The sequence below is a fragment of the Acidovorax sp. Q11 genome, assembly GCF_054950075.1.
Map to the genome: position 1 here is coordinate 1 of NZ_JBUDZG010000097.1, position 570 is coordinate 570.

1 pseudogene is annotated in these 570 nt (G+C 51.8%); it reads left to right on the forward strand.

Going from position 1 to position 570, the window contains the following annotated elements:
• Positions 1-370: 370 nt before the first annotated feature.
• Positions 371-570, forward strand: a pseudogene (locus ACYZGB_RS22835) (hypothetical protein); the annotation flags it as partial.

Genomic DNA, 570 nt, shown 5'->3' on the forward strand with positions numbered 1-570 from the left:
CATCGCGCGCGCAGAAAGTGTCTACGACCAATGCGTGTTGGCCTTACTCCCCTGGCTTGCAGATGCAGAGCTTTGTTGCAAACTGTTCTTATTGGCAGCGGATGTTACTGGGGTTGACGCTGTAAACCTGTGACAAATGGTTTGCTGTGCATCGCTTTGCAAGCAAGCCAATTGACAACAGCGCTCGACTTGTCAAAGGTCAGTGCGGCAGCCATGCAGGCGGAGTTCCCGCACCAGGGAAGGGGAAGGGGAAGGGGAAGGGGTATTTCGAAGCGCGGCTGGTGTGAGGCGCACTGAGAAGGCACAGAAGGTTAGGCATATCGTTCCGCGCTATGCTTGTCCAGACGATCTTCTTCAAGAATGAAAAAGCATGAGTACCTACAAAGAACTCCTTGAACAGAAAAATGCTCTGGATCAACAAATTGCTTTGGCGCGTAAGAGAGTGAATCGCCCCGGTTTTGAACTGACCCCCAGAAGTTGGACAAACTTCAAGGGGTTACATGAAGAAGTACAAAACGGAGTTCAAGCTGGAAGTGGTTCAAAGCTTCTTGGCTGGCGAAGGCGGCGCGA